The organism is Pseudomonas sp. (genome assembly GCF_030698175.1).
Taxonomy (GTDB): domain Bacteria; phylum Pseudomonadota; class Gammaproteobacteria; order Pseudomonadales; family Pseudomonadaceae; genus Aquipseudomonas.
Map to the genome: position 1 here is coordinate 110,936 of NZ_JAUYNT010000024.1, position 23,843 is coordinate 134,778.

Consider the following 23,843-nt stretch of genomic DNA (forward strand, 5'->3'; position numbering starts at 1 on the left):
GGTTGAGTAGAATTGCCGCCTTTATTTGCGCAAGGAAGGCCCATGGCCCCGCTCTACAGTGCGCGTAGCCGCGCCATCGAACCTTTCCATGTTATGGCACTTCTGGCCCGTGCCAATCAATTACAGGCAGACGGTCATGATGTGATCCATCTGGAGATCGGCGAGCCGGACTTCACTACAGCGGCGCCTATCGTTGCCGCCGGTCAAGCGGCATTGGCGAACGGGCAAACCCGTTACACCGCCGCCCGTGGTTTGCCGCAACTGCGTGAAGCCATCAGCGGTTTCTATGCCCAGCGCTATGGCGTAAACATCGACCCGCAACGGATCTTGATCACTCCAGGCGGCTCCGGCGCCTTGCTGTTGGCCACCAGTTTGCTGGTCGATCCGGGCAAGCACTGGCTGTTGGCCGATCCCGGCTACCCGTGCAATCGGCATTTTTTGCGCCTGGTGGAAGGCGCGGCGCAGCTGGTGCCGGTCGGTCCCGAGGTGCGTTATCAGCTGACGCCCGAGCTGGTGGCACGGCACTGGGATCAGGACAGCGTCGGCGCCCTGGTGGCTTCGCCGGCCAATCCGACCGGCACGCTGCTCAGCCGTGAACAACTGGCCGGCTTGTCCCAGGCGCTGCATCAGCGCGGTGGTCATCTGGTGGTGGATGAGATTTATCACGGCCTGACCTATGGGGTGGACGCCGCCAGCGTGTTGGAGGTGGATAACGACGCCTTCGTACTCAACAGCTTCTCCAAATATTTCGGCATGACTGGCTGGCGACTCGGCTGGCTGGTGGCGCCGGAGGCTGCGGTGCCAGAACTGGAAAAACTGGCGCAGAACCTTTATATCAGCGCCTCGACCATCGCCCAGCACGCGGCGCTGGCCTGTTTCGAGCCGGCCACCCTGGAGATTCTCGAACAACGCCGGCATGAGTTTCAGCGCCGCCGCGACTTTTTATTGCCGGCATTGCGCGAGCTGGGTTTCGGCATTGCGGTGGAGCCCGAGGGCGCCTTCTATCTATATGCCGACATCAACGCCTTCGGCGGCGACGCCTTTGCTTTCTGCCAGCACTTCCTGGAAACCGAACATGTGGCCTTTACTCCGGGGCTGGACTTTGGCCGTTATCAGGCCGGCCAGCATGTGCGTTTTGCTTACACCCAGAGCCTGCCGCGCTTGCAGCAAGCGGTTGAGCGCATCGCCCGTGGCCTGAAAAGCTGGCGGCCCCATGCAGTTTGAGCCAACCCTGGAGCAGGGGCGGCTGCTGAAGCGCTACAAGCGCTTCCTCGCCGACATCGAAACCGCCAGCGGCGAGCTGTTGACCATCCATTGCCCGAACACCGGTTCGATGTTCAATTGCATGCAGGAGGGCGGGGCGGTCTGGTTCAGTCGCAGCAATGATCCCAAGCGCAAGCTGCCCGGCACCTGGGAACTCAGCGAAACCCCACAAGGGCGCCTGGCCTGCGTGAATACCGGGCGGGCCAATGCCCTGGTCGAGGAGGCGCTGTGGGTCGGGGTGATTACCGAGCTGAATGGCTTTACTGGGCTGCGCCGTGAAGTGCCGTATGGCGAGGAGCGCAGCCGGATCGATTTTCGCCTCGACTACCCAAGCGGCCCGGCCTTTGTCGAGGTGAAAAGCGTCACCTTAGGCTTTGCCGACTCAAGTGTGGCGGCCTTCCCGGATGCGCGCACGGAGCGCGGCGCCAAACACCTGCGCGAGCTGGCGACGTTGGCCCGCAACGGTGTGCGCGCGGTGCAGCTGTATTGCGTGAACCTCTCGGGTATCGAGGCGGTGAGGCCGGCCGCAGAGATCGATCCGGCTTACGCCCAGGGCTTGCGCGAGGCGGTGGCGGCGGGGGTGGAGGTGTTGGCTTATGGCGTCGAGATCAGCCCGTTGGAGATTCGCTTAGTGCGCCGGTTGGATGTGCAACTGTAGGGCGGCCTCGCCGCGTTAGCGGTAGCCCGCCACTCATAGCTGTTACACCCCGACCCAAATCCCCTCGGCATCCTCGTGGCAAGCGAGGGCTTTTAGCGATTGCCCGGCGCAAGGCCCGGCCACGCATTCACCGGACTCGATCAGAAACAGCGCGCCGTGGGTGGCGCACTGGATCAGGCTGTTGCTGTGGTCGAGAAACTGGTCCGGTTGCCACTCCAGCGGCACGCCGCGATGGGGGCAGCGGTTTTGGTAGGCATACACCTGACCTTCACGGCGCACGGCAAACAGCTTTACGCCACCCAGTAAAAAGCCCCGGCTCTGACCTTCGGTCAGCTGCTCTGGGGCGCAGAGAAATTTCATCGGTGTCTCCCTATGAGCCGGGGATTATCCCGGTCATAGGGTCTGAGCGATAGCGCCGCATGGCAGCGCGCGGCTGATTTCGCCTTGCTTAGCGGGCTAGATTTCCCAGATCAGGTTGGCGGCGGCGTAGCGACCGGGTTGGCTGAAGCGATCGAGGCTTGGGCTGTTTTCGCTCAGGGTGCCGAGGTCGTTGCCGTTCCATTGCCAGTAGTGTTTGTCGGTGAGGTTGTACAGGCCGGCGTTGACCTTGACCTGCTCGGTCATCTGCCACCAGCCGCTGAGGTCGAGAATACCGTAGCCCGGAGTGGCGAACTTGTCGGGCGTGGCGCTGCGGTCGATGCGGTCTTTGTTGGCCACCAGGGTCCAGGTCAGCTCGCTGCCAAACTGGCCATTGGGTTGGCTGTAGCCGATGCCGAACACGCCCTTGAGTGGGTCGATGCTGTTGATCGGCTGGCCGGTTTCTTCGTTTTTACCATGGGCATAGGCCACCGAACCCGTCAGGTGGCTGCCGTTGGGCAGGCCAAACTGGTTGAGGAACAGCTCGCCTTTGGTTTCCGCGCCACGGATGGTCACCTTGTTCAGATTGACGTACTGGAAGTCGCCGAAGGGGAAGGCGGCGGGGTCGCTGGAAGTGCGGGTTTCTTGCTCGATAAAGTCTTTGTAGCGGTTATAGAACAGCGCCACGCCGAGGCTGCCGTAATCGCTTTGACCGCGCACGCCCACTTCGAAGCTGTTGCTGGTTTCCGACTTCAGGTCCGGGTTGGCCAGGGTGCGGTACATGCCGGGGTTGATGAACTCGCCGAAGATTTCCACCGCCTGGGGTGCGCGAAAGCCCGCGGCGTATTGGCCGTAGAGGCTGATGGCCTCGTTCAGTTGGTAGGTGGCGCCAAACTTGGGTGACCAGGCGGAGTCCTTGTAGGTCGGCGGATTGGGGTTGGTCGCCGCGCTGTTCAGGTAATTCTGGGTGACGTGCGGGGTCATCTCATAGTGGTCATAGCGCAGGCCCGGCAGCAGGGTCCAGTTGCCCAGCTCGATACTGTTCTGGGCAAAGGCGGCGTAGTTCCAGGTGGTCGGGTCGGGGAAGTCGCTGGTCGGTTTGACTGGCGTGGTGACGCCGCTGCTCAGCACGGTTTCGCCGCCTTCGCGCAGGTCGGAGTTTTCCAGGCGCTTGATGTCGATGCCGTAGGTCAGTTGCTGTTCAACCTCGCCGGAGACGATGTGCTTGTCCAGCTGCAGGTTGCCGGCCCAGAGCTTCTCGTTGTAGTGCGAGTCGCGCGTACGGTAGCGCGCTTTGTTTGCCACTACGCGGTCCTGATAGGTCTGCTGGCGGGTTTCGCTGTCCTGATGGGTGAGCTGCCATTTCAGCTGGTCGGCCAGCGGGCTGTCGAGCTGCAGGCGGTGATCGAGGGTGAAGCGGTCGCGGTCGACGTTGTCCTTGGCGTCCGAGGTGCGAATGGTCGCGGTCTTGCTGTATTCGCTGAGCACGTCGGTGTTGGTCTGGTCCTGATAGTGGTCGTAGGTGAGCTGCAGGCGCTGGCCTTCGGCGTAGTCCCAGCCGACCTTGGCCAGCAAGTTGTTGGCCGTGTAGTTCTGCGGGTTGGCCTCGGTGCGGTTGACGCCGATGCCGCCCACATTGCCGTGGCTGTCCTGCGCCTGCCCCGTGCGTTGGCCGACATTTACCAGGCCATCAAATTCGCCCTGGCGGCCGGCAAGGGTGGTGCTCTTCAGCCAGGTGTCATCGCTGCCGTCGTAGCCGGTTTTCAGGCGGGCGTACAGGTCATCGCCGGCCTCCAGATAGTCGGCGGCGTCCTTGGTCAGAAAGCTCACCGCGCCGCCAATCGCATCGCTGCCGTACAGCGAGGAGGCCGGGCCACGGATGATTTCCACACTCTTCATCGCATCGAGGTCGACGTAATTGCGCTGGGCGCCGAGGAACTGGCCGAAGGCGAAGGCGTTGGGCATGCTCACGCCGTCCACCTGGGTCAGCACCCGGTTGCCACCCAGGCCACGGATGGTGAAGCCGGACAAGCCGAAGCGGCTGCCGGTGCCGCCGACCGAGACGCCCGGCTCGTAACGCACTAGCTGCTGGATATCCATGACGTTCTGCTGGTCGATGTCGCGCTCGGTGATCACCGACACCGTGCTCGGCACCTCGGCCAGGGTTTGTTCGTTACGGGTGGCGGTCACCGTCACCGTATCGAACTGGGTCGGGGTCTTTTCCGTGGCCAAAGCCAAGGCTGGGGACAACAGCAGCAGTGCCAGCCAGGGGCGGCGGGCAAAGGGTGGACGCGACGACATGGACTTACTCTCCTAAGGTTTTTACTAAGTAACCAGGCCTGGCAGGCGCAGCGGTGTAGCGGGCTTTTTGGCCTCCAGGTGACAACCTAAGGGGATGGTTGTCCCGGCTGAGTCAGCCAATTTCTGGTTACAGGTTGGCATCGGCGCCGACCTTAAACGAGCTTGACTCTCAAATGCAAATAATTATCATGTAGATTAAATCTTTGCATGACAGCTCGACGATGCCGCGTTTACCTCTCTGCTTATTGCTCTCGCTAGGCCTGCACATCGCGTGCGGCGGGCTGCTGCGTGAGTCATTTGCGCTGGCGGGCGAGGCGCGGGCCCAGGCCGAGGCTTTGCCGTTGGTGGTGCAGCTGGTCAGTCTGGAGGCGGCTCCGAGCCCTGCAGTCGCGCCGCTGTCGGCTACGCCGGTTGCGCACCAGGCGCCCGCAGAGCCAGCAGCAGAGCCTGAGCCGCTGGTGCAAGTAGCGTCGGCTCAGGCCAAAACGCTGGCGCTGAAAAAGCCATCGGCGCCGATCAAGCCTTCGCCTCAGCTGACCCATGCAGCACCGCGTCCGGTGCCAATTGCCGCGCCAGCGGCCAGTGCTCAACCGGCGGCTACCAATCTATCGGCCAAAGCAGCTCCGGCCGTGGCCGTGCCATCGGCGGCCAAGCAAGAAATCCTCAGTTTTAAGCCCGCCTTTCATGCGCCGCCCGCGCCACCGCGTTATCCGGCGCAGGCGCGGCGGCGCAATCAGCAGGGCGTGGTGATGATTGAGGTGCGTCTGGATGAGCGCGGTGAGCAGCGCGAGCTGAAGCTGCTGCGCTCATCCGGGGTGGACAGCCTCGATCAAGCTGCGCTGGACGCCGTCGCGGTGTGGCGCTTCCAGGCCGAGGTACGCGACGGGCAGAGCGTGCCGAGCCGTGTGCAAATCCCTATTCAATTCGCCCTGACGGCGAACCGTTGATCCCAAGGAGTAACGCAATGAACCTGCAACCGCAAACGACCCCGGTGGCCGCTGGCCTGTACCTGGCCTGGCAAGTACTGCGCAGCGAGCAACCAAAGCTGCGCGCCCGCGATGCTGCCGAGCAACTGGCGGTGAGTGAGGCGGAACTGACCGCTAGCCGCATGGGCGTCGATGCCGTGCGCCTCAATCCACAGTGGGCAACCTTGCTGCCGGCGCTGGGCGAGTTGGGTTATGTGATGGCCTTGACCCGTAACGAATACTGCGTGCATGAGCGCAAGGGTCATTACCGTGAGGTGACGGTGATGGGCAGCGGTCAGATGGGTCTGGTGGTGTCGGCGGATATCGATCTGCGCCTGTTCCTGGGTGGCTGGGCCAGCGTGTTTGCCATCGCCGAAGACACGGCGCGCGGCACTCAGCGCAGCATTCAGGTGTTCGACCGGCAGGGTCTGGCGGTGCACAAGGTGTTCCTCACCGAAGACAGCACCCTGGCTGCCTGGGCACCGCTGGTCGAGCGTTTTAGTGCGCAAGAGCAAAGCCCAGAGCTGGACCTGCAACCTTTGCCGGCGGCAGAAGCGCCGCAGGCCGATGGCGAGATTGATGTCGAGTCGCTGCGCAGCAATTGGGCAAGCTTGAAAGACACCCACCATTTCTTCGCCCTGTTGAAAAAGCACGGCACCACCCGCACTCAGGCCCTGCGCCTGGCAGGTCGGCAGTGGGCTGAGCCGCTGGCGCCGAGCGAGCTGCCGAAGTTGCTGGAGCAGGCCGGCGCGGCCGAGGTGCCGATCATGCTGTTTGTCGGCAATCGCCATTGCATCCAAATTCACAGTGGTCCGGTGCGTAATCTGCGCTGGCTGGACAGCTGGTTCAATGTGCTCGACCCCGAGTTCAACCTGCACTTGCAGACCCGTGGCGTGACCGAAGTGTGGCGCGTGCGCAAGCCGAGCAGCGATGGCGTGATCACCAGCTGGGAGGCCTTCGACGCCCATGGCGAGCTGGTGCTGCAGCTGTTTGGCGCGCGCAAACCAGGCGTGCCAGAGCTCGCGACCTGGCGGACCTTGGCCGAAACCTGTCCGGCTTTGGAGGCCTGAAATGATTCGGCGCAGACTGAGTCTGCTGGCGCTGTGCAGTGCCTTGCTGGCCGCTCCGCTGGTGCAGGCCGAGCCGTTGCCGCAGCGCTGGGTGAGTGCCGGCGGCGCGCTGAGCGAATGGCTGGTGCTGCTGGGCGGCGAGGCCAAGCTGGTGGGGGTGGATAGCACCAGCCAGCACCCGCCATCGCTGCGCAGCCTGCCGGGCATCGGCTACCAACGTCAGCTGGCCGCCGAAGGCATTCTGTCGCTGCGCCCGGACGTGCTGCTGGGTAGCGAGGAGATGGGCCCGCCACCGGTGCTGGCCCAGCTCAAGGCGGCCGGGGTGCAGGTGGAAGTGCTGTCCGCCCGTGCCGATCTGGCCAGTCTGAGCAGCAATCTAACCCGTATCGGGGCACTGCTAGGTGCCGAGCCGCAGGCGCAGCAGGCGTTGGCGGCCTATCAGCAGCGTCTGCAGCAGCAGCAGGCCGATTGGATTGCCCAGGCGCAGCAGAGCCAGGCGGCGCCCAAAGTGCTGCTGTTGCTGGGGCATGCCGGCGGTAATCCCTTGGTGGCCGGGGGCGATACGGCCGGCGGTTGGTTGATTGAGCGTGCTGGTGCGCAGAATCTGGCCACCCATAGCGGTTACAAGGCGTTGTCCACTGAGGCGCTGGCCGCCCTGGATGCGGATCTGTTGATAGTCGCCGATCGCAGTCTCAGTGGCGACGCGGCAGCTGCGGCCTTGCTCAAAAATATGCCGGTGCTGGCCGCCGGGCGGGCCGCACAACAGGGGCGAATAGTGCTGCTTGATCCAACTCTGCTGGTGGGTGGCTTGGGGCCGCGGGTGCCGGATCAGCTGGCGGCTTTGGCGGCAGGCTTTTATCCTGCCGCCCACGCCCTGACCGCCAACGCTAAGAGTCAACCATGACCACTGCTGTTAAACCCCGTTCCTTGCTGCTGGCCCTGAGTGTTCTGTTGTTGCTGGCCTTCTGGCTGTCGCTGGCCTTGGGGCCGGTTAGCTTGCCGCTGTTGGATACGCTCAAGGCCGGCTTGCGTCTGCTCGGCGTGCCGCTGGATGGCGCCGGTTTGCAGCAGGCCGAGTTGATTGTTGGGCAGATCCGCCTGCCGCGCAGCCTGCTGGGCTTGGCGGTGGGCGCGGTGCTGGCGCTGTCCGGGGTGGCCATGCAGGGCTTGTTTCGCAATCCCTTGGCTGATCCTGGGCTGGTCGGAGTTTCCAGCGGCGCGGCACTGGGCGCGGCGCTGGCAATTGTGCTTGGCAGCCTGTGGGGCGGCATTCCTGAAGCGCTTGGGCCGTATTTATTGTCGTTGTGCGCCTTCGCCGGCGGTTTGGGGGTGACCGCGCTGGTCTATCGCTTGGGACGGCACCAAGGTCAAACCAGTGTGGCGACCATGCTGCTGGCCGGTGTTGCACTCACCGCACTGGCCGGCGCGGCCATAGGTTTACTGACTTATCTGGCTGACGACGCCACCCTGCGTACCCTGACGTTTTGGAACATGGGCAGCCTGAATGGCGCCAGCTATGCGCGGCTCTGGCCATTGCTAGTGGTATTGGTACTGGTTGCCTGTTGGCTGCCACGCCGGGCGGCGGCCTTGAATGCGCTGCTGCTGGGTGAGTCGGAGGCGCGGCATTTGGGTTTTGAGGTGGAGCGGCTCAAGCGCGAGCTGGTGTTCTGTACCGCCCTGGGTGTTGGCGCGGCGGTGGCGGCGGCGGGGCTGATCGGCTTTGTCGGTCTGGTGGTGCCGCATCTGTTGCGACTGCTGGTCGGACCGGATCATAGGATTCTGTTGCCGGCCTCGGCATTGGCCGGGGCCAGCTTGCTGCTGCTGGCGGATCTGCTGGCGCGCTTGCTGATGACTCCGGCGGAGTTACCAATCGGCATAGTTACGGCGTTGCTCGGCGCACCCTTCTTTCTTTATTTGCTGGTTCGGGAGCGCCGCTGATGCTTGAAGTTCAACAGCTGCGCGTGCAGCGCGGCGCGGCGGTGGTGCTCGACGAGGTGAGTCTGCAACTGTTGCCGGGGCAGGTGCTGGGCGTGCTCGGGCCGAATGGCGCGGGCAAGAGCACCTTGCTCGGCGCCTTGAGTGGCGAACTGGCGGCCTCTGCCGGGCAGGTGTTGCTGGATGGTCGGGCTCTGGCCGACTGGCCGGGGCCTGAGCGGGCGCGGCGTTTGGCCGTACTGCCGCAGACCTCGACCCTGGACTTTGCCTTTCGGGTTGAGGATGTGGTCGGCATGGGCCGTTTGCCGCATTCCAGCGGCCGCGAGCTTGATCGGCAAATTATCGCGGCGGCCCTGGCGGCGGCCGATGCGGCTTATTTAAGCGGCCGTAACTACCTGGCGCTGTCCGGTGGCGAGCGCCAGCGGGTGCATCTGGCGCGGGTGCTGGCGCAGTTGTGGCCGGGCGGGGCAGGGCAAACCTTGCTGTTGGATGAGCCGACCTCGATGCTCGATCCGCTGCACCAGCACACGACCTTGCAGGCGGTGCGTGATTTCGCCCAGCGCGGCGCGGCGGTGCTGGTGATAGTGCATGACCTTAATCTGGCGGCGCGTTATTGCGATCGTCTGTTGCTGCTGGTCAACGGCCGGCCACAAGTGCTGGGCAGCCCAGATGAGGTGCTGCAGCCGGATAATCTCAAAGCGGTCTTCGGCCTGGATGTGCTGGTGCAGCGCCATCCCGAACGTGACCATCCACTGATAGTGATTCGTTAAGGGTCTTGTATGCGTCTGTTGTTGTGCTGTTTTTTGCTGTTGTTGAGTGCTTGCCAAACGGCGGCGACATTGCCGCCGATACCGGCTTGGCAAAGTTCGCAGGGCCATGAACATGCTGATCTTGGCCGGATTATTGACCTTCGCAGCGGCGCCAGCCTGACACCGGCGCAGCTGGTCGAACGCTTGGCCGCGGCGGAACTGGTGTTGGTCGGCGAGCAGCATGACAATCCCGATCACCACCGCTTGCAACTGTGGCTGTTGCAGGCCCTGGCCGCACAACGGGCGCAAGGCAGCCTGTTGCTGGAGATGCTCAATCCCGATCAGCAAGACAAAGTCGGTGCAACTCATGCCGCGACCCTGAACGGGCAAGCGCCGGCTGATCTACCGGCGGCCTTGGGTTGGCAGAAGAATTGGGACTGGGCGCTGTATGGGCCGATTGTCCGCTATGCGTTGACGCAGCCGTACCCGTTGCAGGCGGCCAATCTCAATCGCAGTGAGATCATGCAGATCTACGCCGCGCGACCCGCGCTGCAGGGCCGGCTGTCGACGACGGCCCCGGTGCGCGAAACCTTGCTGGCCGATATTCGCCAGTCGCATTGCGGTTTGCTGCCGGAAGCGCAACTGCCGGCCATGCTCGCGGTACAGCAGCAGCGTGATCGGCGTATGGCCGAGCGGCTGCAAGCAGCGCCAACCCCGGCGTTGCTGCTGGCTGGCGGCTTCCATGCGAGGCGCGATCTGGGCGTGCCTTTGCACCTGGCCGATCTGGGTGTCGATGCCGGCACTCTGGTGTTGCAACTGGCCGAGGTGGGCAAGCCGGTGAGTGCCGCCAGCGCCGACTTTGTCTGGTACAGCGCTGCACTGCCGGAGAAAGATTATTGCGCCAGCTTGCGTCGCCCGGCGCCAACTCAGTAGGGCCCAGAATCCGCGGGGTGAATACCCACTGCAGCGGGTTCTTGTGGGTTGAGTTCGTAGGGTGGGTTAGCGGCGCCACGCAGGCTCAAAACCTCAGCTCGCAGTCAGTGCGCCGCGTAACCCAGCGAGCGGTTTCAGACTCTTTGCGAAATTAGCGCGGCATAGGCCCTATGTTGGGTTACGCAACGGCTTAAACCGCTGCACGGCTTAGCTCACGCCCCCCGCCGCTAACCCGACCTACGAATGCCCTGTCTCAGGTAATTAACAACTTGGCGGGGGGCAGCACGTAACTGCTACATAGCCTAAAAATAAATAGCAGCGAAAATGACTGTGACCGGTTCTTTTCACGTTATTACAGGCAAAAAAAGACCCAGGTGTGAGCTGGGTCAAAACCGTGTTTAGCCTGATGAGGAGATAACCTGAAAAGTCCGACCTGGTCTTTCAGCTTACCGGCTGACCTCGCGATCAACTGATGTAATAATAACAATTCTCATTCGCAAGTCAACGATTTTTCCTTGGATTTTATTTTTACCGGGCTGCAAAGCAAACGACCCGGCGCAGGGCCGGGTCGTAGTGTTTTTGCCTGACGCTGAGCGCGGTTATTCGGCGGTCGGCAAGCGCAGTTGGGTGACGTCTTTATTCAGCAGGTCGATGCGCCGGGCCATGCTCTCGATCAGGCTGTGGGCTATCCGCGGATTGCTCTGCATCAGGCTCAGGAATTGCTCCTTGGGGATGATCATCACGGTGCAGGGTTCGCTGGCAATGACCGTGGCGCTGCGTTTTTCGCGGGTGAATACCGCCATGGCGCCGAAGATTTCATCCTTTTGCACATCACCGACCTTATGGCCGTCGACATAGGCTTCGGCATGGCCTTCGATGATGACGAATACGTGCTCGGCTTCGTCGCCTTGATGGATCAGCTCTTCGCCAGCGGCAAAGCTTTGAAAACCGGTGGCGGGGCGCATTTCTGGTTGCTTGAGCCGTGACAGGGCATCCGACAGCAAGGCCGTGTGGCCAAGCAGGTATTGCACGAACATTTCCTGGCGCTGCTCATTGGCATAAATATGTTGGAACACTGCCGAGCGCGAGTACGGAACCAGGCTGATGGACTCTTCGCTTCTATAGATGCAGCTTGGCAGCTCAATGCCTTGACGCAGGCCGACCAAGTCGCCTTCTTGCAGGTAAAACAGCGGCCGACCATCAATCAGTGCATGCAGCAGGCCGTTTTCAATCACAAACAGCTGGTTGATCGGCAGCAGCGGGCCAAGATCTTCGATCTTGTCAAAGCTCAACGCCGGCCCCGTTGGCGCAAGACCTTCAAGTAGCTGGGTGGGGAGGCTTTGCAGTCGGCTGATCAGCTGATCGGCATACGCCGGTTGCTCACCGAGTAGATACATGGGAGAAATTCCTTGGGCGGTCTGGGCTGGCAAAATGCACGAGCGTTCTAACAACACTAGGCTTTGGCCACTATTACGACAAATACCGTGTGCGGAGGCTGTGAGCTAGCTCTTGTTGTGCGCCGTTACTGAGTCGAGTAGGCCATTTAACTCGGCTTTGTGGGCCGGCGGCAACTCATTCCAGTTTACATCCAGCAGGGCGCCCTCAATGGCATACAGCAAAACTTTTGAGGCGCGAAACCCGCGGGCTTTCACCGCCCGGTAAGCGTCGACCGCACCGAGCCGGCGCAGGTCCGAGGCGCTATGAATGCCGGAGGCGTGCAGCCACTGAGCGGATGTCTTGCCAAGGTTTTTTAGCTCTAGCAGTTCGTCGTTCATTGAGCCTCGGTGCACTTGGGGGATGCATCTGGTTGTGAGGGATAGCCTGCCAGAAAGTGTAGCGGCCAACTGACATTATGCGACTGCTGCGGGTCGCCCCACGCACGACTCAGTGTGGGCAGTAACGCTTCGAGAGGATTACCCCTCTGTTGGGTGCATAACTGGACTGCTGACCAGGTGTTCAGGTAGCCCAGCAGTTGGCTCAGGGTCCACTGTTGTTGCATGGCAAAGGCGGGTAATTGCAGGCGCGGGAAGGGCGCCGCTATGTCGCTATAGCCGCAGTCGACACTGCTGCGGCCGCTCGGCCAGTAAGCTTTTAGGCTGTGGTGGTAGAGCTGTTCAATGATGACGTCGACCGCCGGATTTACCCTGAGCAAGCCGTAACACCAGGCACAAAAAAGCCCGTCGGGTTTTAGCAGGCGGCTGACTTGGGCAAAAAAAGCCGCATCGGCAAACCAGTGCAGGGCTTGGGCGACAATTATCAGGTCAAGGCTGTCTGGCGCGATGGGCAGTTGTCGCGCATCGGCGACCAGCAGTTGCAGGTTGGCGCGGGGCTCGGCGGCGGCCAATTGGGCAAAGCTGCCGTCACAGGCCAGCACCTGGGCAAAGTGCTCGCACAGCGGCCGGCTGGCTTGGCCATTGCCGCAGCCGATATCGAGGGCCAGCAGATTGGCCGGGCTGTGTTGCGCCAACCAGGCGAATAACGGCGCCGGGTAGTGCGGGCGATAGTTGGCGTAGTTACTGGCGCTGGCGCCAAACAGTTCGCTGATTGCACGCATGGCCTATTTAGTGCGATAGCGCAGGCGCGTGCCGAAGTTCATCGACATCAAGATTTCATCGGCGCTCAGCTCTTCCGGGAAATAGGCGCCGGATATTTGCGCATGGGCAATGCTGGCGCCTTGCATGCAGGTGTTGCGTAGATCCAGGCCGCGTAAGTCGGCACCGCGAAAGTAGGCGTCGGTAAAACGCACGCGGTCAGCATCCAAGACGCGCAGGTCGAGACCACGAAAGTCGCCGCCGGAGAGATCGATCTCGCCGGTTTTGGGTTTTTGCGCATTAAAACCGGCGACATTTTCGCCACGAATGAGGCGGTACAGTGGGTTGTCAAGCTGGCGAGGTTGGCTCATGGGACATTTCCATTGAGAGGTTCAACGCAAGTATAGAGGGCGCTGCCGAGCTTGCCTGCAGCGCTCCCACTCCCCACTCCCCACTCCCTACTTCCCACTTACTACTTCCCACTTACTACTTACTACTGCCAGTGCGTAGCGTGATTACAGCCCCGGCAGGTAATTGCGCAGACGCTCGATCAGGCTGTTGAGGCTGACGGCGTCGTGGGTGTCAATCCGTGTGCTTAGGGCCTGCTCAACACTGTCGAGCGGCTCGCGGCTGGCCTGTTGGGCGTCGATTACCGCTTGGGTGGCGTCGGAGGGATCAAGCTTGGCGGCTTGGCGTTGCGCCAGCCACTGGCTAATGATTGCATCCGGGGCGTGGCAGTCGAGAATCAGCAAGGGCGCACCGGTTTGCTCGGCCACTTGGCAGGCAGCCGCACGCTGGGCGTGCTTGAGGTAAGCGGCGTCGATGACTACCGGGAAACCCGCCTGTAGGGCGCTAGTAGCCAGCTGATGCAGGCGCTGATAGGTGGTGTTGCTGGCGGCATCGGTATAGATGCCGCTGCTGATTTGGCCTTGCAAGCCCGCATTTTGTTCGCCGAGCAAGCGCTTGCGCTCGACATCCGAACGCAGCCGAATGGCGCCCAGCGCTTCGACCAGGCGCATGGCTACATGGCTTTTGCCGACGGCGGAAACACCGTGGGTGATAGCTAAAAAGCTCGACGGAATGGCGCTGTAACTTTCGGCCAGATTGGCGTAGCGGCGGTACTGGGCGAGGATCAATTGGCACTGCTCGGGGTCTTGCTCCTGCCCGAGGCGGAACAGACTGACCTTGGCACGCACCAGGGCGCGGTAAGCCTTGTAGAAATTAATCAGGTCGAGGGCGGCGTAATCGCCGGTGTGCTCCAGCCAGGCGCTGATAAAACGCCGCGACAGCGGCTTGAGGTTGCGGTCTTCGAGGTCCATGGCCAGAAACGCGGCGTCCAGCGCGATGTCGATCAGGCGGAAGGGTTCGTTGAACTCGATGCAGTCAAACAGCACCACGCGGCCTTCCAGCAGCGTGGCGTTGCCTAAGTGAATATCGCCGTGGCATTCGCGGATCGAGCCGTTGGCGGCGCGCTGGTTGAGCAGCGGTTCGAGGCGGACAAAGTTGCTTTCGGTCCAGGCCTCGAGTGCATCCAGCTGCAGCAGATCGGCGGCGTCGCTGAGCATCGGGCGGATTTGCTCAAAGTTCTGCCGCATCGGCGCGGCAATAGCGTGGGCATTGCACAGTGGATGCTCGGCAGCCACCCGTGGCGTTTGTTGGTGAAAACTGGCGATTTGCTCGGCCAGGGCATCGATATGCTCGACGCTTAACTCACCACGGGCCTGCACGGCATCCAGCAGTTGGCTTTGAGGAAACTGGCGCATCTGCAACGCGTACTCGATGACCGGACCTTGACCATTGAGTTGTGGCGCCTCGCTGCTGCCGGTGATCGGCAGTACTTGCAGGTACAGGCCTTCGGTCAGGCGCTGATTCAGGCGCAGCTCTTCGGCGCAAAAATGCGCGCGCTCGGCCAGGGTGCTGAAATCGAGAAAGCCGAAGTTGACGGGTTTTTTAATCTTGTAGGCAAAGGGGCCGGTGAGCAGCACCCAAGAGATGTGCGTCTCGATAACCTGGAATTGCTCCACGGGATGCGGGAACAGGGCCGGGTTTTGCAGGGCGGCAATCAGTGCTTGGCTCACGGTCAATCCTTGCGATTAAGAGGTTGGAAAGGCCGCCATTATGGCCTCTGTGCGCTGCCGTGCAAACCGCTGCGGTCGGTCTGTGGGCGGTGGGCAATATGGGTATAATGCCGGCCTATGACTCGTTCCCGCTCCCCTCGTGCTCGTCCCCAACGCCGTTCTAACGGTTTTCATCCCTTGCTTGGTTGGGCGCTTAAGCTCGGCTTGGTCGGCCTGGTGGTGCTCGCCGGCTACGGGATTTACCTCGATGCGGTGGTGCAGGAGAAATTCTCCGGTAAGCGCTGGACGGTGCCGGCCAAGGTTTACGCGCGGCCGTTGGAGTTATTTGTTGGGCAAAAACTGACCAAGAATGACTTTCTGACCGAGTTGGATGCCCTCGGCTATCGGCGTGAAACGTCGGTGGCAGGCCCTGGCGCGGCGCTCGTAGCCGGTAATAATGTCGACCTGCACACCCGTGGTTTTCAGTTCTATGAAGGCGCAGAGCCGGCACGGCGCGTGCGGGTGCATTTCTCGGGCGCCTATGTCGCGGGTCTGACCCAGGCCGGTGGCGCCAGCCTGGCGGTGGCGCGACTGGAACCCTTACTGGTGGGTGGTTTGTATCCGGCGCACCACGAGGACCGGATTCTGATCAAGCTTGAGCAGGCGCCGCCGTATTTGCTGCAAACCTTGGTGGCGATCGAAGACCGTGAGTTTTTCAATCACTACGGCGTTTCGCCTAAGTCGATTGCCCGCGCCTTCTGGGTCAATGCAACTGCAGGGCAGTTGCGCCAAGGCGGCAGCACGCTGACCCAGCAGTTGGTGAAGAACTTCTATCTGAGCAATGAGCGCAGCCTGAGCCGCAAGCTTAACGAGGCGATGATGGCCTTGTTGCTGGAGCTGCACTACAGCAAAAACGAGATTCTCGAAGCCTACTTAAATGAGGTGTTTCTCGGTCAGGACGGTCAGCGGGCTGTGCATGGCTTTGGTCTGGCCAGCCAGTTTATGTTTAGCCAGCCGATGTCTGAACTAAAATTGCATCAGGTGGCGTTGCTGGTCGGGATTGTCAAAGGGCCGTCGTACTACAACCCACGGCGCTACCCGGAGCGCGCCCTGGAACGGCGTAATTTGATTCTTGATGTACTGGCCGAGCAAGGTGTGGTCACGCCAGAGCAAGCAGGCGCCGCGAAAAAGCAACCCTTGGGCGTGACCCAGCGCGGCAGCTTGGCCGACAGTTCCTATCCAGGTTTTTTGGATTTGGTTAAGCGGCAATTGCGCCAAGATTATCGCGAGGAGGATTTGACCGAAGAAGGCTTGCGGATTTTCACCAGTTTCGATCCGATCTTGCAATTGAAGGCGGAAGCGGCATTGGCGGAAACCCTCAAGCGGTTGTCGGCCGGGCGCGGTAAAAGCGTTGATGAGGTCGAGGCGGCGATGCTGGTCACCAGTCCAGAAACCGGTGAGGTGCAGGCGCTGATCGGCAGCCGTCAGCCGCGCTTCGCCGGTTTTAATCGGGTGCTCGATGCGGTGCGGCCGATTGGTTCGCTGATCAAACCGGCGGTGTACCTGACGGCGCTGGAGCGGCCGAGCCAATACAGCCTGACCAGCTGGCTGAACGATGCACCGTTCTCGGTCAAAGGCCAGGACGGGCAAGTCTGGAAACCGCAGAACTATGATCGCCAGGCACATGGCAATGTGTTTCTGTATCAGGCTTTGGCCAACTCCTACAACCTGTCTACCGCCAAGCTGGGGCTGGAGTTGGGCGTACCAACGGTGCTGAAAACCCTTGAGCGCTTGGGGGTTTCCCGTGAGTTTCCGGCCTATCCGTCGATGCTGTTGGGCGCGGGTTCCTTGACGCCGATGGAAGTGGCGGGGATGTATCAGACCCTCGCCAATGGTGGTTTTAATACCCCGTTACGCGGCATTCGCAGTGTACTGACTGCCGAAGGCGAGCCGCTCAAACGTTATCCCTTCCAGATTCAGCAGCGTTTCGATCCCGGCGCTATCTATCTGGTGCAAAACGCCATGCAGCGGGTTATGCGCGAAGGTACCGGGCGCTCGGTCTACAGCCAGTTGCCGGCGTCGCTGACCCTGGCTGGCAAAACCGGTACCAGTAACGATTCGCGCGACAGTTGGTTTGCCGGCTTTAGCCAGGACTTGCTCGCGGTGGTGTGGCTGGGGCGCGATGATAACGGCAAGACGCCGCTCACCGGCGCCACCGGCGCCCTGCAGGTGTGGACCGGGTTTATGCGTAAAGCCGACCCGTTGCCGCTGGATATGCCGCTGCCGGATAACGTCATTCAGGCCTGGATTGATCCGCGCACGGGCCAGGGCTCGGATCCAAGTTGTTCGGGTGCGCAACAGATGCCGTATATTCGCGGCAGTGAGCCTAGCCCCGGCAGCGCCTGCGGGATCCAAGCCCCCGCAGGTGAAGTGATGGATTGGGTTAAAGGCTGGTTGAATTAATTGAGAGGGTTTGACGTGAGCAAATGGCTAATTACTGCTTTGGCAGCGACAGCGCTGTTGAGTGGTTGTGCATCGGTTCAGCGCGGCGCCATTCCGGTGGTCGAGGCGGGTGCGCCAGTGCCTGGCGGTGGGCAAGTGGCAGCCGGTGGTAACTATCGCGCGCCAGCGCCTAAGCCGCAGGCGGTCGCACAAGATTCCGGCGTGGTGGTGATGGTGCCGGGCGGTGCGGGTGCCAGTTCCGCGCCGATTCAGAGCTATCCGGCCAGTTCGGGGCCTATCGTCGGTAATGTCAGTGGTACGGCACCGACAGCGCTGCCTGGCCCTGTTACGCAGCAGTCATCGCCGGGTTTTAAGGTGATTAAATCCACCGTGCCTAGCGGTATTCCAAACACTGCCGGCTTGGCCGGCGATGAGCAATTAGATGGGCCGGTGCTGGCGCTGCTGACCACTGCTAAGCAGCAACAAAGCAGCGGCGATCTGAATGGTGCTTCTTCAAGCCTTGAGCGCGCCCAGCGGATTGCCCCACGCGAGCCACAAGTGCTCTATCGCTTGGCCGAAGTGCATTTGGCCCAAGGCGATGCGGCGCAAGCCGAGCAGTTGGCGCGTCGCGGCTTGAGTTACGCCAATGGTCGCGCTTCGTTGCAGGCCAGTCTGTGGGAGTTGATTGCCCAAGCGCGCGAGCGTCAGGGTGATCCGGCGGGTGCCGCTGAAGCGCGTCAGCGCGCTCAGGTTAATCTTTGATGACAGTACGTTTGTTGCTGACGCAGCAGTTGCTGTTAATCGAGGTGGAGCTGCGTCAGCTCGATTGGTGGACGGTAACCTCACCAACAGCGGCGGCGTTGGCCAGTGAGCAGCCGTTTGCAGTCGATAGCATGGCGTTTGAACAGTGGTTGCAATGGCTGTTTTTGCCGCGCATGCAGCAGCTGCTAGAGTCGGGTGCACCGCTGCCCGGCGCTTGCGGGATTGCGCCAATGGCCGAGATGGTACTGGCTGAGCGCGCCGATCAGGCGCGTGCCTTGCTGCAGTTGCTGGGGGAGTTTGACCGGCTGATCATCGGCGCGGCCTAAGCTCGCGCCAATCTGAACTTAGTTGCAGTTCTCTTTGATGGCCTTTTGCGCCTCGGCAATTTTCGCCTGACGTTGATCTTCGCCCAAGCGTACTTGCTCACCGTTGACCTCGGTGCGTAGGCGCGGATTGTTCTGCAATTGTGCAAGGTTGGTGCGCACCGATTCGCAGTACTTTTTGCGCTCGGCGGCCTGCTCGGCGACCTGTTGCTTAACCTTGGCGTCGATCACTTTTTGCTCGGCTGCACCGCTGTCCACCGCTGCCGGCACTGGCGTAGCGGCTTTGGCCGCCGCTTTCGGCTGGGCGATGACGGTATTAACGCTGGTCGCGGCCTGCCCCTGCGGTGGGTTGGCACCAAAGTGCGTAACGCCCTTGTCGTCGACCCATTTATAAACTTGGCTGGCCATGGCGGTGGTGCTTAGTGTGAGCAACAGACTGCCCAAAATCATCATGCGGCGCATGCGTTTTCCTTTTATTCGCTGCAAAACCTGCCCCTACTATAACCAAATCTGGTGATTCGTCATCCTGCGCCGCGTCACAGCGCTTTAACTGCATAAAGCCGTGGCGTTTACTTGACTTGCCGGGCGCTATTGCGAAGAATTGGCAGTTCGCTGAGTCGGCTTGTTTATCTCAAGCTCCTTGGCAGACCATGAGGCGCACACCCGCGCCGACCTGTTACTCCCCGCAACGCGTTACCTCGCGCTGGGTGGGATGCTCTCCGCAACATTCAGGAGCGCTCCCAATACTTGCTCAGTCAGTAGCTGACGTAGTCGGCGACCACCGTCGCTCATGCTCTGCTTGGCAGTAAACCTATTCGAACCGTCCAGCCGTGGACGCAATTCTGGCGTTTTAGAGGTGAATAACGTGGAGCTTTTATCAGGCGCTGAAATGATCGTGCGCTTTTTGCGTGACGAAGGCGTTAAGTATATTTACGGGTACCCGGGTGGTGCTCTCCTGCATGTCTACGACGCGCTGTTCAAAGAGCCGGAAGTGGCACATATCCTGGTTCGTCACGAACAAGCCGCAACCCATATGGCCGACGGTTATGCCCGTGCCACCGGTAAAGCCGGCGTGGTATTGGTAACCTCCGGTCCTGGCGCGACCAATGCCATTACTGGCATCGCCACCGCCTATATGGATTCGATCCCGATGGTGGTGTTGTCGGGTCAGGTGCCGAGCCACATGGTCGGCACCGACGCCTTCCAGGAAACCGACATGATCGGTATCTCGCGGCCGATCGTGAAGCACAGTTTTATGATCAAGAATGCGGCAGAGATTCCGGAAGTCTTGAAGAAAGCCTTTTATCTGGCGCAATCCGGTCGTCCCGGCCCGGTCGTGGTCGATATCCCCAAGGATATGACCGATCCGACCCAGAAGTTCGAATACATCTACCCGAAAAAAGCCAAGCTGCGCTCTTACAGCCCGGCTTTGCGTGGGCATTCGGGGCAGATCCGTAAAGCGGCAGAGATGCTGCTGGCGGCCAAGCGTCCGATCATTTATTCAGGTGGTGGCGTGATCATGGGCGGCGCTGCTGCGCCGCTGACCGAACTGGCAAAAATGTTGAACTTGCCGGTGACCAATACCCTGATGGGCTTGGGCGGTTATCCGGGCATGGATCGCCAGTTCCTCGGCATGCTGGGGATGCACGGTAGCTACACGGCCAACCTGGCTATGCACCACGCCGACGTGATTCTGGCGGTGGGCGCGCGTTTTGATGATCGGGTGATTAACGGCGCTGCAAAGTTCTGTCCGAACGCCAAAATTATTCATATCGACATCGATCCAGCCTCGATCTCGAAAACCGTCAAAGCCGACATCCCGATTGTTGGTCCAGTCGACAGTGTGTTGACTGAGATGGTGGCGATCCTCAAAGAGATCGGCGAAACCCCGAACCCAGAAACCGTAGCCAGCTGGTGGAAGCAGGTCGATGAGTGGCGCGGCAGTGGTCGTATGTTCCCTTATAACGAGGGTGACGGCAGCATCATCAAGCCGCAGATGGTCATCGAGACGCTGAGTGAAGTGACTAAGGGTGATGCCTTTATTACCTCGGATGTCGGCCAGCACCAGATGTTTGCGGCGCAGTACTATCGCTTCAATAAGCCTAATCGTTGGATCAACTCCGGCGGCCTGGGCACCATGGGCTTTGGTTTCCCGGCGGCAATGGGCGTTAAGCTGAACTTCCCGGATGACGAGGTGGCGTGCGTCACGGGTGAGGGCAGTATCCAGATGAACATTCAGGAGCTGTCGACCTGCATGCAGTACGGTTTGCCGGTCAAAATCATCAACCTCAACAACGGTGTGCTGGGTATGGTGCGCCAGTGGCAGGACATGATGTACAGCAGTCGTCACTCGCACTCTTATATGGAGTCATTGCCAGACTTCGTTAAGTTGGCCGAGGCCTATGGCCATGTGGGTATGCGTATCACCGACTTGAAAGATCTCAAGCCGATGATGGAAAAGGCGTTCGCCATGAAAGATCGCTTGGTGTTTCTCGATATCCAGGTCGATACCAGTGAGCACGTCTACCCCATGCAAATCAAAGACGGCGCGATGCGCGATATGTGGCTGAGCAAGACGGAGCGGACTTAAATCATGCGACACATCATCTCTCTGCTGCTGGAAAACGAGCCAGGCGCACTGTCGCGTGTTGTTGGTTTGTTTTCGCAGCGCAACTACAACATCGAAAGCTTGACTGTTGCGCCGACCGAAGATCCGAGTCTGTCGCGGTTAACCTTGACCACCGTTGGTCACGATGAGGTGATCGAGCAGATCACCAAGAACCTCAACAAGCTGATTGAAGTGGTTAAACTGGTCGACCTGTCTGAGAGTGCCCACATTGAGCGCGAGCTGATGTTGGTTAAGGTCAAGGCAACCGGCGCGCAGCGGGCTGAAATCAAGCGGACCACGGATATTTTTCGTGGTCAGATCGTCGATGTCACCAGCAGCGTTTACACCATCCAGCTTGCTGGAGCCAGCGACAAGCTGGACAGTTTTATTCAGGCGATCGGCACTGCTGCCATCCTGGAAACCGTACGCAGTGGCGTCACCGGCATTGCCCGTGGCGACAAAGTACTCAGCATCTAAATCTTTGGCGAACGGCCTAAACGGCCAGTTAATAGGGGAAATCCATGAAAGTTTATTACGATAAAGACTGTCAGCTGTCGATCATCCAGGGCATGAAAGTCGCCATCATTGGCTACGGTTCCCAGGGCCACGCGCACGCCTGCAACCTGAAAGACTCCGGTGTTGACGTTACAGTTGGTCTGCGTACCGGTTCTGCCACAGTTGCCAAGGCTCAGGCCCATGGCCTTAAAGTTAGCGACGTGGCTTCGGCTGTTGCCGCTGCCGACGTTGTGATGATTCTGACTCCGGACGAGTTCCAGTCGCGTCTGTATAAGGACGAAATCGAGCCGAACCTGAAAAAAGGCGCCACCCTGGCCTTCGCTCATGGTTTTGCCATTCACTACAACCAGGTAGTGCCGCGCGCCGACCTCGACGTGATCATGATCGCGCCAAAAGCGCCGGGCCACACCGTGCGTTCCGAGTTCGTTAAAGGCGGTGGTATTCCTGACCTGATCGCGATCTATCAGGATGCTTCCGGCAACGCTAAAAATGTTGCCTTGTCCTACGCTTCGGGCGTTGGCGGCGGCCGTACCGGCATCATCGAAACCACCTTCAAGGACGAAACCGAAACCGACCTGTTCGGCGAGCAGGCCGTTCTGTGTGGCGGTACCGTTGAGCTGGTTAAAGCCGGTTTTGAAACCTTGGTTGAAGCTGGCTACGCGCCAGAAATGGCCTACTTCGAGTGCTTGCACGAACTGAAGTTGATCGTTGACCTCATGTACGAAGGCGGTATCGCCAACATGAACTACTCGATCTCCAACAACGCCGAGTACGGCGAGTACGTGACCGGCCCGGAAGTGATCAACGCCGAATCCCGTCAAGCCATGCGTAACGCTCTGAAGCGCATTCAGGACGGCGAATACGCCAAGATGTTCATCCTTGAGGGGGCTTCCAACTACCCATCGATGACCGCCTACCGTCGCAACAATGCCGCACACGGCATTGAAGTGGTTGGTGAGCAGTTGCGTTCGATGATGCCGTGGATCTCGGCAAACAAAATCGTCGACAAGACCAAGAACTAAGCTTCTTGTAGATGTAAAAGAACGCGGCGATTGCCGCGTTTTTTTATTTGTGGGGTCGGCTTCTGGTATAAAGCCCAATGGCTGAAGGCGGGGTGGTTGAACCCTGAGCTCCAGCTCCAGTCGAAAATCTCTCAATCCGTTGCAAGGTGCTGTTCATGAACGAACGTCCCGAAGAGGCCGCTAAAGCCTCCGATACTGAAAGTCTGTTGCCCGTCGATGAGCATGTAGAAGAAGGGCATGACGCCGAAGGTCGCAAGGTCCGTCATCGCGGCGTGTATTTGCTGCCGAATCTGTTTACCACGGCCAATTTGTTCGCCGGTTTTTTCTCGATCATCAGTGCCGTCAATGGCAAGTTTGAAATCGCCGCCATCACCGTGTTCGTGGCGATGATTTTGGATAGCCTGGATGGCCGGGTCGCGCGGCTAACCAATACCCAGAGCGCCTTTGGTGCCGAGTACGACTCACTGTCGGATATGGTCGCCTTTGGTGTGGCGCCGGCAATGCTGGCTTATGAGTGGGCGCTGTCAGGCTTGGGTAATGTTGGTCTGGCGGTTTCCTTCATCTATGTCGCGTGTGCGGCCTTGCGCTTGGCGCGCTTCAATACCCAGATTGGTAAGGTCGACAGCCGCTACTTTATTGGTCTGGCCAGTCCGGCAGCTGCAGGTGTGGTGGCGGGCACCGTTTGGGCCGTATGGACGCTGGGTGAGAAGAGTGGCGTTGCAGGGCAGGATCTACCGATAGTGGTGGTGATGCTGTTTGCCTTGTTGGTCGCGGCGGCTGGTTTGTTGATGGTGAGCAACTTCAAATACAACAGCTTCAAGGATCTCGACTTGAAAGGTCGGGTGCCGTTTGTGGCAATACTGGCTGTGGTACTTGGTTTCGCTGTGGTCTTTAGCGACCCTGCGCGGATCTTATTGCTGGCTTTCCTGGCCTACGCCACCTCTGGCCCGCTGCAATACTTGCTGCGCTTGCGCCGTACTCGCACAACAGAATAGGCATTACCCCCTTCGCTTCATAACTGCCGTGCATTCGCATCGGCAGTTATGAAGTTGAGGTACGGCGCCCCGCGCGATGCGTTAGTCCTCCCTGCCACTCTTCCCCTCTTCCTCTGCGCGCTAGTAATGTGCGACGTGCTGCTGCCTCTGTGTGTCTGCGGCCCTATAGGTCGCCAGGGGCCTATATATAGGCGTTTACTGTATTAATGGGTGCGGTTCAAAATTAAGCCTTGACGTGTCAATCTGAGGGCCTATAATGCGCACCTCTTACGGCGTAGACCTCTCGTAAAACTCCTTGTAAAACAAGAAGTTAGCTTTAAATGAGGGGTTGCAAAGCAGCGAAATCTGCGTAGAAT

Annotated in this window: 23 protein-coding genes; 15 read left to right on the top strand and 8 right to left on the bottom strand. The window is 60.3% G+C overall.

Annotated features, from left to right (window positions below):
- The first annotated feature begins 42 nt into the window (after positions 1-42).
- The gene (locus tag Q8R10_RS12730; protein WP_305654199.1) at positions 43-1,224 is read left to right on the top strand and encodes a pyridoxal phosphate-dependent aminotransferase; all 1,182 of its coding nucleotides are present in this window, start codon (positions 43-45) and stop codon (positions 1,222-1,224) included.
- A complete protein-coding gene (gene sfsA, locus Q8R10_RS12735; RefSeq protein ID WP_305654200.1) occupies positions 1,214-1,921 on the top strand; it encodes a DNA/RNA nuclease SfsA in 708 nt (235 codons plus the stop codon). Before Q8R10_RS12730 ends, sfsA begins: the two co-directional genes overlap by 11 nt.
- Before the next feature lie 42 nt (positions 1,922-1,963).
- Here the strand turns inward: sfsA and Q8R10_RS12740 are convergent, their stop codons facing one another.
- On the bottom strand, positions 1,964-2,281 hold the full coding sequence (locus Q8R10_RS12740; protein WP_305654201.1) for a Rieske (2Fe-2S) protein: 318 nt from the start codon (positions 2,279-2,281) through the stop codon (positions 1,964-1,966).
- Between the two features lie 96 nt (positions 2,282-2,377).
- Positions 2,378-4,579 carry a TonB-dependent hemoglobin/transferrin/lactoferrin family receptor gene (locus tag Q8R10_RS12745; protein WP_305654202.1) on the bottom strand — a complete coding sequence of 734 codons (2,202 nt, stop codon included), beginning with the start codon at positions 4,577-4,579 and terminating at the stop codon, positions 2,378-2,380.
- A gap of 221 nt (positions 4,580-4,800) precedes the next feature.
- On the opposite strand from Q8R10_RS12745, the gene Q8R10_RS12750 reads away from it, so the two are divergent.
- Genes Q8R10_RS12750 through Q8R10_RS12775 form a run of 6 tightly spaced genes read left to right on the top strand, consistent with a single transcriptional unit; the run spans position 4,801 to position 10,231 of the window.
- Positions 4,801-5,526, top strand: a complete 726-nt coding sequence (locus Q8R10_RS12750) for an energy transducer TonB (protein WP_305654203.1) — start codon at positions 4,801-4,803, stop codon at positions 5,524-5,526.
- A 17-nt stretch (positions 5,527-5,543) separates the two neighbouring features.
- Positions 5,544-6,614, top strand: coding sequence for a hemin-degrading factor (locus Q8R10_RS12755; protein WP_305654204.1), 1,071 nt, complete (start codon positions 5,544-5,546; stop codon positions 6,612-6,614).
- A 4-nt stretch (positions 6,615-6,618) separates the two neighbouring features.
- Positions 6,619-7,518: a hemin ABC transporter substrate-binding protein gene (locus Q8R10_RS12760; protein ID WP_371133333.1), complete on the top strand. Its 900-nt coding sequence runs from the start codon at positions 6,619-6,621 to the stop codon at positions 7,516-7,518.
- A gap of 50 nt (positions 7,519-7,568) precedes the next feature.
- Positions 7,569-8,552 carry an iron ABC transporter permease gene (locus Q8R10_RS12765; protein WP_305654225.1) on the top strand — a complete coding sequence of 328 codons (984 nt, stop codon included), beginning with the start codon at positions 7,569-7,571 and terminating at the stop codon, positions 8,550-8,552.
- Positions 8,552-9,319 carry a heme ABC transporter ATP-binding protein gene (locus Q8R10_RS12770; protein WP_305654206.1) on the top strand — a complete coding sequence of 256 codons (768 nt, stop codon included), beginning with the start codon at positions 8,552-8,554 and terminating at the stop codon, positions 9,317-9,319. Before Q8R10_RS12765 ends, Q8R10_RS12770 begins: the two co-directional genes overlap by 1 nt.
- 9 nt (positions 9,320-9,328) lie before the next feature.
- The gene (locus Q8R10_RS12775; protein ID WP_305654207.1) at positions 9,329-10,231 is read left to right on the top strand and encodes a ChaN family lipoprotein; all 903 of its coding nucleotides are present in this window, start codon (positions 9,329-9,331) and stop codon (positions 10,229-10,231) included.
- Positions 10,232-10,830: 599 nt separating this feature from the next.
- On the opposite strand, the gene Q8R10_RS12780 is transcribed toward Q8R10_RS12775, so the two are convergent.
- From Q8R10_RS12780 to Q8R10_RS12800, 5 genes are all read right to left on the bottom strand, one after another.
- Positions 10,831-11,628 (bottom strand): Crp/Fnr family transcriptional regulator, encoded by a 798-nt coding sequence (locus tag Q8R10_RS12780; protein ID WP_305654208.1) that lies wholly within the window; start codon positions 11,626-11,628, stop codon positions 10,831-10,833.
- A gap of 105 nt (positions 11,629-11,733) precedes the next feature.
- A complete protein-coding gene (locus Q8R10_RS12785; RefSeq protein WP_305654209.1) occupies positions 11,734-12,006 on the bottom strand; it encodes a TfoX/Sxy family protein in 273 nt (90 codons plus the stop codon).
- A complete protein-coding gene (locus tag Q8R10_RS12790) occupies positions 12,003-12,785 on the bottom strand; it encodes a class I SAM-dependent methyltransferase (RefSeq protein WP_305654210.1) in 783 nt (260 codons plus the stop codon). Before Q8R10_RS12790 ends, Q8R10_RS12785 begins: the two co-directional genes overlap by 4 nt.
- A gap of 3 nt (positions 12,786-12,788) precedes the next feature.
- A complete protein-coding gene (locus Q8R10_RS12795; protein ID WP_305654211.1) occupies positions 12,789-13,133 on the bottom strand; it encodes a pentapeptide repeat-containing protein in 345 nt (114 codons plus the stop codon).
- Positions 13,134-13,277: 144 nt separating this feature from the next.
- A complete protein-coding gene (locus Q8R10_RS12800; protein WP_305654212.1) occupies positions 13,278-14,840 on the bottom strand; it encodes a bifunctional aminoglycoside phosphotransferase/ATP-binding protein in 1,563 nt (520 codons plus the stop codon).
- Positions 14,841-14,957: 117 nt separating this feature from the next.
- Here Q8R10_RS12800 and mrcB point away from each other — a divergent pair, with 117 nt between their 5' ends.
- From mrcB to Q8R10_RS12815, 3 genes are read left to right on the top strand one after another with little or no spacing between them, the layout of a single operon-like run.
- Positions 14,958-17,282, top strand: a complete 2,325-nt coding sequence (mrcB, locus tag Q8R10_RS12805; protein WP_305654213.1) for a penicillin-binding protein 1B — start codon at positions 14,958-14,960, stop codon at positions 17,280-17,282.
- Between the two features lie 15 nt (positions 17,283-17,297).
- Positions 17,298-18,023, top strand: coding sequence for a tetratricopeptide repeat protein (locus tag Q8R10_RS12810; protein WP_305654214.1), 726 nt, complete (start codon positions 17,298-17,300; stop codon positions 18,021-18,023).
- A complete protein-coding gene (locus tag Q8R10_RS12815) occupies positions 18,023-18,349 on the top strand; it encodes a YqcC family protein (RefSeq protein WP_305654215.1) in 327 nt (108 codons plus the stop codon). The genes Q8R10_RS12810 and Q8R10_RS12815 overlap by 1 nt, the downstream gene beginning before the upstream one ends.
- An 18-nt stretch (positions 18,350-18,367) precedes the next feature.
- Here Q8R10_RS12815 and Q8R10_RS12820 read toward each other — a convergent pair whose 3' ends face one another.
- A complete protein-coding gene (locus Q8R10_RS12820) occupies positions 18,368-18,808 on the bottom strand; it encodes a DUF4124 domain-containing protein (protein ID WP_305654216.1) in 441 nt (146 codons plus the stop codon).
- A gap of 403 nt (positions 18,809-19,211) precedes the next feature.
- On the opposite strand from Q8R10_RS12820, the gene Q8R10_RS12825 reads away from it, so the two are divergent.
- The 4 genes from Q8R10_RS12825 (at position 19,212) to pssA (ending at position 23,487) form a co-directional block, all read left to right on the top strand.
- Positions 19,212-20,936 (top strand): acetolactate synthase 3 large subunit, encoded by a 1,725-nt coding sequence (locus tag Q8R10_RS12825; RefSeq protein WP_305654217.1) that lies wholly within the window; start codon positions 19,212-19,214, stop codon positions 20,934-20,936.
- A 3-nt stretch (positions 20,937-20,939) separates the two neighbouring features.
- Positions 20,940-21,431 (top strand): acetolactate synthase small subunit, encoded by a 492-nt coding sequence (gene ilvN, locus Q8R10_RS12830; RefSeq protein ID WP_305654218.1) that lies wholly within the window; start codon positions 20,940-20,942, stop codon positions 21,429-21,431.
- 44 nt (positions 21,432-21,475) lie between these two features.
- Positions 21,476-22,492, top strand: a complete 1,017-nt coding sequence (gene ilvC, locus Q8R10_RS12835) for a ketol-acid reductoisomerase (RefSeq protein WP_305654219.1) — start codon at positions 21,476-21,478, stop codon at positions 22,490-22,492.
- A 155-nt stretch (positions 22,493-22,647) separates the two neighbouring features.
- A complete protein-coding gene (gene pssA, locus Q8R10_RS12840) occupies positions 22,648-23,487 on the top strand; it encodes a CDP-diacylglycerol--serine O-phosphatidyltransferase (protein WP_305654220.1) in 840 nt (279 codons plus the stop codon).
- The last annotated feature ends 356 nt before the right edge of the window (positions 23,488-23,843 follow it).

Coding starts and splice junctions, on each gene's coding strand:
- Q8R10_RS12780 (WP_305654208.1), bottom strand. CDS start 11,628: ATGTATCTACTCGGTGAGCAACCGGCGTATGCCGATCAGCTGATCAGC.
- ilvN (WP_305654218.1), top strand. CDS start 20,940: ATGCGACACATCATCTCTCTGCTGCTGGAAAACGAGCCAGGCGCACTG.
- Q8R10_RS12795 (WP_305654211.1), bottom strand. CDS start 13,133: ATGAGCCAACCTCGCCAGCTTGACAACCCACTGTACCGCCTCATTCGT.
- Q8R10_RS12770 (WP_305654206.1), top strand. CDS start 8,552: ATGCTTGAAGTTCAACAGCTGCGCGTGCAGCGCGGCGCGGCGGTGGTG.
- Q8R10_RS12790 (WP_305654210.1), bottom strand. CDS start 12,785: ATGCGTGCAATCAGCGAACTGTTTGGCGCCAGCGCCAGTAACTACGCC.
- Q8R10_RS12755 (WP_305654204.1), top strand. CDS start 5,544: ATGAACCTGCAACCGCAAACGACCCCGGTGGCCGCTGGCCTGTACCTG.
- sfsA (WP_305654200.1), top strand. CDS start 1,214: ATGCAGTTTGAGCCAACCCTGGAGCAGGGGCGGCTGCTGAAGCGCTAC.
- Q8R10_RS12740 (WP_305654201.1), bottom strand. CDS start 2,281: ATGAAATTTCTCTGCGCCCCAGAGCAGCTGACCGAAGGTCAGAGCCGG.
- Q8R10_RS12785 (WP_305654209.1), bottom strand. CDS start 12,006: ATGAACGACGAACTGCTAGAGCTAAAAAACCTTGGCAAGACATCCGCT.
- ilvC (WP_305654219.1), top strand. CDS start 21,476: ATGAAAGTTTATTACGATAAAGACTGTCAGCTGTCGATCATCCAGGGC.
- pssA (WP_305654220.1), top strand. CDS start 22,648: ATGAACGAACGTCCCGAAGAGGCCGCTAAAGCCTCCGATACTGAAAGT.
- Q8R10_RS12775 (WP_305654207.1), top strand. CDS start 9,329: ATGCGTCTGTTGTTGTGCTGTTTTTTGCTGTTGTTGAGTGCTTGCCAA.
- Q8R10_RS12820 (WP_305654216.1), bottom strand. CDS start 18,808: ATGCGCCGCATGATGATTTTGGGCAGTCTGTTGCTCACACTAAGCACC.
- mrcB (WP_305654213.1), top strand. CDS start 14,958: ATGACTCGTTCCCGCTCCCCTCGTGCTCGTCCCCAACGCCGTTCTAAC.
- Q8R10_RS12745 (WP_305654202.1), bottom strand. CDS start 4,579: ATGTCGTCGCGTCCACCCTTTGCCCGCCGCCCCTGGCTGGCACTGCTG.
- Q8R10_RS12750 (WP_305654203.1), top strand. CDS start 4,801: ATGCCGCGTTTACCTCTCTGCTTATTGCTCTCGCTAGGCCTGCACATC.
- Q8R10_RS12730 (WP_305654199.1), top strand. CDS start 43: ATGGCCCCGCTCTACAGTGCGCGTAGCCGCGCCATCGAACCTTTCCAT.
- Q8R10_RS12815 (WP_305654215.1), top strand. CDS start 18,023: ATGACAGTACGTTTGTTGCTGACGCAGCAGTTGCTGTTAATCGAGGTG.